This is a genomic window from Pseudomonas sp. Ant30-3 (genome assembly GCF_000690905.1).
Taxonomy (GTDB): Bacteria; Pseudomonadota; Gammaproteobacteria; order Pseudomonadales; family Pseudomonadaceae; genus Aquipseudomonas.
Map to the genome: position 1 here is coordinate 74022 of NZ_JMCL01000034.1, position 6757 is coordinate 80778.

6 protein-coding genes are annotated in these 6757 nt (G+C 59.2%); 4 read left to right on the forward strand and 2 right to left on the reverse strand.

What is annotated here, in order from left to right; all coding sequences use genetic code 11:
• Positions 1-133: 133 nt before the first annotated feature.
• From pqqC to DU29_RS0109505, 4 genes are read left to right on the forward strand one after another with little or no spacing between them, the layout of a single operon-like run.
• Positions 134-886 carry a pyrroloquinoline-quinone synthase PqqC gene (gene pqqC, locus DU29_RS0109490; protein ID WP_028621529.1) on the forward strand — a complete coding sequence of 251 codons (753 nt, stop codon included), beginning with the start codon at positions 134-136 and terminating at the stop codon, positions 884-886.
• Positions 883-1158, forward strand: coding sequence for a pyrroloquinoline quinone biosynthesis peptide chaperone PqqD (gene pqqD / locus DU29_RS0109495; RefSeq protein WP_028621530.1), 276 nt, complete (start codon positions 883-885; stop codon positions 1156-1158). Before pqqC ends, pqqD begins: the two co-directional genes overlap by 4 nt.
• Positions 1159-1162: 4 nt before the next feature.
• The gene (gene pqqE, locus DU29_RS0109500; protein WP_161781285.1) at positions 1163-2305 is read left to right on the forward strand and encodes a pyrroloquinoline quinone biosynthesis protein PqqE; all 1143 of its coding nucleotides are present in this window, start codon (positions 1163-1165) and stop codon (positions 2303-2305) included.
• Positions 2271-4085, forward strand: coding sequence for a S9 family peptidase (locus tag DU29_RS0109505; RefSeq protein WP_028621532.1), 1815 nt, complete (start codon positions 2271-2273; stop codon positions 4083-4085). Before pqqE ends, DU29_RS0109505 begins: the two co-directional genes overlap by 35 nt.
• 129 nt (positions 4086-4214) lie before the next feature.
• Here the strand turns inward: DU29_RS0109505 and DU29_RS1000000131330 are convergent, their stop codons facing one another.
• Together DU29_RS1000000131330 and DU29_RS0109515 are read right to left on the reverse strand one after the other, a co-directional pair.
• Positions 4215-4373 carry a YqaE/Pmp3 family membrane protein gene (locus DU29_RS1000000131330; RefSeq protein ID WP_033050408.1) on the reverse strand — a complete coding sequence of 53 codons (159 nt, stop codon included), beginning with the start codon at positions 4371-4373 and terminating at the stop codon, positions 4215-4217.
• Between the two features lie 366 nt (positions 4374-4739).
• Positions 4740-6518 (reverse strand): acyl-CoA dehydrogenase C-terminal domain-containing protein, encoded by a 1779-nt coding sequence (locus DU29_RS0109515; protein ID WP_028621533.1) that lies wholly within the window; start codon positions 6516-6518, stop codon positions 4740-4742.
• Between the last annotated feature and the right edge of the window lie 239 nt (positions 6519-6757).

The window sequence follows — 6757 nt, forward strand, 5'->3', positions numbered from 1 at the left end:
TCGGTGTTGTAATCAGACCCAATGCACTCACAGAACTCGATGGTGTAATCAGGTCGAATGTGGGAGCCAGCCTGCTGGCGATGGGGCCAGCCCTGACACCAAAGTATCCACCGGTCCTACCCGGAGAACCGAAATGACTGACACCCCGCTGTCCCGCGCCGATTTCGAAGCCGCCCTGCGCGCGAAAGGCGCCTATTACCACATTCATCACCCTTATCACGTAGCGATGTATGAAGGCCGGGCCACCCGCGAGCAGATTCAGGGCTGGGTCGCCAACCGCTTCTATTACCAAGTGAACATCCCGCTCAAAGACGCCGCGATTCTCGCCAATTGCCCCGACCGTGAGATCCGTCGCGAATGGATTCAACGTTTGCTCGACCACGACGGCGCGCCCGGTGAAGACGGCGGCATCGAAGCGTGGTTGCGTCTGGGCGAAGCGGTCGGCCTTGATCCGGATCAGCTGCGTTCGCAGGAACTGGTGTTGCCCGGCGTGCGTTTCGCCGTGGACGCCTACGTCAACTTCGCCCGTCGCGCCAACTGGCAGGAAGCCGCCAGCAGTTCGCTGACCGAACTGTTCGCGCCACAGATCCACCAATCGCGCCTCGACAGCTGGCCGCAGCATTACCCGTGGATCGATCCGACCGGTTACGAATATTTCCGCACGCGCCTGGGCCAGGCCCGCCGCGATGTCGAACATGGTCTGGCGATCACCTTGCAGCACTACACGACGCGCGCCGGCCAAGAGCGCATGCTGGAGATTCTCCAGTTCAAACTGGACATTCTTTGGAGCATGCTTGATGCCATGAGCATGGCCTACGAGCTGAATCGTCCGCCGTATCACAGCGTGACCGGGCAACGGGTCTGGCACAAAGGAATCACGTTATGAGTTTCGACCGCAGCAAGACGCCGACCTGGCGTACCGGCTACCGCTTCCAATACGAACCGGCGCAGAAAGGCCACGTCCTGCTCTACCCTGAAGGCATGATCAAACTCAATGAAAGCGCTGCGCTGATCGGTGGTTTGATCGACGGCAAGCGTGACGTCGCGGCGATCATTGCCGAACTGGACGCGCAGTTCCCCGGCGTGCCCGAACTCGGTGACGACATCGAGCAATTCATGGAGGTCGCCCGTGCTCAGCACTGGATCGAACTTGCCTGATACCGTGTCGGACAAGTTACCGCCCAAACCGGAAATCGGCCTGCCGCTCTGGCTGCTGGCTGAACTGACGTACCGCTGCCCGCTGCAATGTCCGTACTGTTCCAACCCGCTGGATTTTGCCGAGCAAGGCAAAGAGCTCAGCACAGAACAGTGGATCAAGGTATTTCGCGAAGCGCGTGAAATGGGCGCGGCGCAACTGGGCTTTTCCGGCGGCGAACCGTTGGTGCGTCAGGACCTGGCCGAATTGATCGCCGAGGCGCGCAAGCTGGGCTTCTACACCAACCTGATTACCTCGGGCATTGGCCTCACCGAACAGAAAATCAGCGATTTCAAGAAGGCCGGTCTGGACCATATCCAGATCAGCTTTCAAGCCAGCGACGAGCAGGTGAACAATCTTCTCGCTGGTTCGAAAAAAGCCTTCGCGCAGAAGCTGGAAATGGCTCGCGCGGTGAAAGCCCATGGCTATCCGATGGTGCTCAACTTCGTCACCCATCGACACAATATCGACAAGATCGATCGCATCATTGAACTGTGCATCGCACTGGAAGCGGATTTTGTCGAACTCGCGACGTGCCAGTTTTATGGGTGGGCGCAGCTCAACCGGGTCGGTCTGTTACCGACGAAGGAACAACTGATTCGCGCTGAGCGCATCACCAACGAATACCGGGCCAAGCTGGAAGCCGAAGGCCATCCGTGCAAGCTGATTTTCGTTACGCCGGATTATTACGAAGAACGCCCGAAAGCCTGCATGAACGGCTGGGGCAGTATTTTCCTGACCGTTACGCCGGACGGAACCGCGCTGCCGTGCCATGGTGCGCGACAGATGCCGGTGCAATTTCCCAACGTGCGCGACCACAGCATGCAGCACATCTGGTACGACTCGTTCGGCTTCAACCGCTTTCGCGGTTACGACTGGATGCCCGAGCCGTGCCGCTCATGCGACGAGAAGGAAAAGGATTTCGGCGGCTGCCGCTGCCAGGCGTTCATGCTCACCGGTGACGCGAGCAACGCCGACCCGGTGTGTAGCAAGTCGCACCATCATGGCGTGATTCTCAAGGCCCGCGAAGAAGCCGAGCACGCGACACAAACCATCGAACAACTGGCCTTTCGCAATGAACGAAACTCACGCCTCATCGCAAAAAGCTGAGCCCTTCAGCGCCGCTAACGCCGTCGCTGCCGGTGTCGACTTCGCTGAATTGCAAATCGGCCCGCACGGCCTGTTCTGGAACGAGTACCGGCCCGAGGACGGCGCGTGCCGCATCTGGCAGTGGCGCGACGACAAAGCTCATTGCCTGACACCGCAGGGTTTCAGCGCGCGCAGTCGGGTGTACGAATATGGCGGCGGCGCGTTTTGTCTGACCGATGACGGGATTGTTTTCGTCAATGAGGCCGACCAACAGGTGTATCGCCAGTCGCTCACCGGCGAGCCCGAAGCGCTGACCTCAGGCGAATGCCGTTACGGTGATGTGCGGTTTGCCAATGGGCAGGTGCTGGCGGTCGAAGAAAACCGTGACCAGCATCGACTGGTGGCTATCGATGTCGAAAACGGCACGCGGCATCTGTTGGCCGAAGGCGCGGATTTTTACGCCTCGCCGACGCTGAGCCCAAATGGCCAGAGGCTGGCCTGGATAGAGTGGAGTCGACCGGAGCAACCGTGGACAGCGACTCGCCTGATGGTCGCTGATCGTCATAGCGATGGCCGCTATACCCAGCCCCGTTGCGTGGCCGGCCATGATCTCGAAGAGTCGCTGCAACAACCGCGATTCGATGACAGTGGTCGTCTGTCTTGTCTGACTGATCGTGATGGTTTCTGGCAGCCATGGGTGGAATCGGCGCAAGGCTTGCGTCCCCTGCCGAGCGCCGCTGCCGATCACGGCCCCGCGCCTTGGCAGTTAGGCAGTTGCACCTGGCTACCGCTTGCAGAAGACACTTATCTGGCCAGCTGGACTGAAGACGGTTTTGGCCGACTGGGCCTTGGCGGAAAAGATTTCACCGGTGACTACAGCCGCTTCCGTAGCCTCGCGCTGGATCAGCAGTTCATCTATTGCATTGCCGCCTCGCCGATCAGCTCGGCAGCGGTGATCACCATCGACCGCAGCACCGGACAGGTCAACGTACTGGCCGGCGGTGGCGCGCCGCTGCCTGCCGGGCAAATCAGCATCCCGCAAACCCTCCGCTACCCGAGCGGCGCAGGCGAGGCGCATGGCTTCTTCTATCCCGAGATGACCGGTTTGGCGAAACCGCCGCTGGTGGTGTTTATCCACGGCGGCCCAACGTCCGCGTGCTACCCGATGCTCGACCCGCGAATCCAGTACTGGACGCAACGCGGTTTCGCCGTGGCTGACCTCAACTACCGTGGCAGCAGCGGATACGGTCGGGAATATCGCCAAGCGCTGCATCTAAGCTGGGGGGAGGTGGATGTCGAAGATGCCTGCGCGGTGGTCAGCCATCTGGCTGAACGCGGTCTGATCGATGGCGATCAAGCGTTCATTCGCGGCGGCAGCGCAGGCGGCTATACCACTCTCTGTGCGTTGGCGTTCCACAAGGTTTTCCGTGCCGGCGCCAGTTTGTACGGCGTCAGCGATCCCGTCGCACTGGCCCGGGCAACGCATAAATTCGAGGGGGATTATCTGGATTGGCTGATCGGTGATCCCGTAGCCGACGCCGAGCGTTATGCCGCGCGAACACCGCTGCTGCACGCAGACAATATCAGCGTGCCGGTGATTTTCTTTCAGGGAGAACTGGATGCCGTGGTAGTGCCGCAGCAGACTCGCGACATGGTCGAGGCGCTGGAAGAAAACGGTATTGCGGTGGAAGCGCATTACTACGCTGATGAACGTCACGGCTTTCGCAAGGCCGGGAATCAGGCGCATGCGTTGGAGCAGGAGTGGTTGTTTTATCGGCGGGTGCTGGGGCTCCAGAGCTGAAACCGCGTTGCGTTGTTCGCGGGCAAGCCATGCTCCCACAGTTTTATGTCGTGCCGTAAATCGTGTTATTGGCACTAACCTGTAGGAGCGAGCCTGCTCGCGAAAGCGATCTACTGGGCGCCGCAATACTCAGCGTTTGGCGATGATGTAAACCGCATGCACGATCCCTGGAATGTAACCGCACAAGGTCAGCAGAATGTTCAGCCAGAACGCGCCGCCGAAGCCGACTTGCAGGAACACACCCAGTGGCGGCAACAGAATGGCAATGATGATTCGAATAATGTCCATGGGATCAGCTCCTGATTAAGTTGGCTCGTGTGAGCCATACAACCTAATCGACCCTTGCCGCTCGTCAGGGTTCAGTGCTGACATCGCCTGTATGGATATAGCAGGAGGAAACGCTTTAATTCCGGCTTGCGTCGGCCAGATCACTTTTCTGCGGGCAAAAGAAAACCCCGCCGAAGCGGGGCTTTGCAGACTGTTTCCCTGACATCCATTTCGCTCCGCCGTCCTGGCAGAATCCTACGTGTCCGTGTTGTTGCTTTGCGCTTCCTGCGCGACGTCCATGAACAGTAGATTAGCCGTGGATCGAATTCTAGCCAATGGGAGAAGAGCAGTACGCCATGTAAGCCAATGCTTACATGGCGCTTGTCGTCAGAATTGAGCGGCATCCAGCAAGAACAGCGACTCGCTGCCAGCCTTGACCGACGCACTCAGGGAGTGGATACGCGGCAGCAAACGGGCGAAGTAGAAGCGTGCGGTACCCAACTTGCTCGCGTAGAAGTCCTCCTGAGACTCTTTGCCGAAGGCCGCTTTGGCCATGAGTGCCCACATGTAGGCGTAAGACACGTACCCAAACGCCTGCAAATACTCGACGGAGGCGGCGCCGATTTCGTTCGGGTTGGATTTGGCCCGGTCGAGCAACCACGCGGTCAGCTCGTCAAGCGTAGTCACCGCGTCGTTGAGTGGCTTGGTGAACTCAGCCAGGTCAGCAATGGCCGTTGCCGTGAAGTGGCGAATCTCGTCAGCGAACAGGTTGTAGAACGCACCGCCGCTGCCGACGATCTTGCGTCCTACAAGATCAAGCGCCTGAATGCCGTTGGTGCCTTCGTAGATCTGAGTGATGCGCACGTCACGCACCAATTGCTCCTGGCCCCATTCACGAATGTAACCATGGCCGCCGAAAATCTGCTGGCCGTGAATGGTGGTTTCCAGACCAAGATCAGTCAGGAATGCCTTCGCCACTGGCGTCAGCAGCGCGACCAGATCTTCCGCACGTTTGCGGGTGGTGGCGTCTTCACTGAACTTGGCGGTGTCCAATTGCATGGCAACGTAAGTCGAGAAAGCACGGCCGCCCTCGTTCGACGCTTTCATGGTCAGCAACATACGCCGTACGTCCGGGTGGACGATGATTGGGTCTGCCACTTTGTCCTTGTTCTGCGCACCGGTCGGCGAACGGCTTTGGAGGCGATCGCGAGCGTATTCAACGGCGTTCTGATACGAACGCTCGCCGGTTGCGAGGCCCTGAATGCCGACGCCCAGACGTTCGTAGTTCATCATGGTGAACATCGCTGCCAGACCTTTGTTCGGCTCACCGACCAAATAACCGACGGCTTCATCGAAGTTCATCACGCAGGTCGCGGACGCCTGGATGCCCATCTTGTGTTCGATCGAGCCGCAGTTGGCCGGGTTGCGCGCGCCCAGGCTGCCGTCGGCATTGACCATGAACTTGGGCACCAGAAACAGTGAAATGCCTTTCGGTCCTGCTGGCGCGTCCGGCAGTTTCGCCAGCACCAGGTGAATTATGTTTTCGGTCAGATCGTGTTCACCGCCGGTGATGAAGATCTTGGTGCCGCTGACCTTGTAGGAACCGTCGGCCTGAGGGTCGGCCTTGGTGCGGATAATGCCGAGATCAGTGCCTGCATGCGGTTCGGTCAGGCACATGGAGCCCGCCCAGACACCGGCGTACATGTTCGGCAAATACGCTGCTTTCAGCTCTTCGCTGGCGTGGGCGTTGATTGAGAGGCAGGCACCTGCAGTCAGCATCGGGTACAGGCCGAATGACAGGCTGGCCGAGTTGACCATTTCTTCAACCTGCGCCGAAACGGCTTTGGGCATGCCCATGCCGCCGTAAGCCGGATCGCCACCGACACCGACCCAACCGCCCTCGGCGTAAGTCTGATAAGCCTGTGGGAAACCTGCCGGCGTGGTGACGGCACCGTCCGCCCAATGGCAACCTTCTTCATCGGCCGCACGGCTCAGCGGGGCCACGCTTCTGCTGGTGACCTTGCCGGCTTCTTCAAGAATGGCTTCAACCGTTTCTGCATCGACCGTTTCAGCCAGCGCAGGCAATTCGGCCCAGAGCCTGGCGACCTCGAACACTTCATTGAGGACGAAGCGCATATCGCGCAGGGGCGCTTTGTAGTCAGCCATGGCAAACCTCGCAGGATCTAAACAGTTGATTCGTAGGAAAGATGCTTTCGTTGGGCCCGAGTGTAACCCAACAACTTTTGCGACACATAGGGTCAGGCCATGACCGATTTGTAATTTTTGGTCATCGGCCTGAAGTGAAATCTGCATGGCACAAATAAGTGGCGAGGGAGCTTGCTCCCGCTCGGATGCGTAGCAGCCGCCAATCGGTGAGCGCTACGCACTCAAGCGGGAGCAAGCTC

Excerpts from the sequence above, each read along its gene's own strand:
- DU29_RS0109515 (WP_028621533.1), bottom strand. The coding sequence starts at position 6,518 with ATGGCTGACTACAAAGCGCCCCTGCGCGATATGCGCTTCGTCCTCAAT.
- pqqC (WP_028621529.1), top strand. The coding sequence starts at position 134 with ATGACTGACACCCCGCTGTCCCGCGCCGATTTCGAAGCCGCCCTGCGC.
- pqqD (WP_028621530.1), top strand. The coding sequence starts at position 883 with ATGAGTTTCGACCGCAGCAAGACGCCGACCTGGCGTACCGGCTACCGC.
- DU29_RS0109505 (WP_028621532.1), top strand. The coding sequence starts at position 2,271 with ATGAACGAAACTCACGCCTCATCGCAAAAAGCTGAGCCCTTCAGCGCC.
- DU29_RS1000000131330 (WP_033050408.1), bottom strand. The coding sequence starts at position 4,373 with ATGGACATTATTCGAATCATCATTGCCATTCTGTTGCCGCCACTGGGT.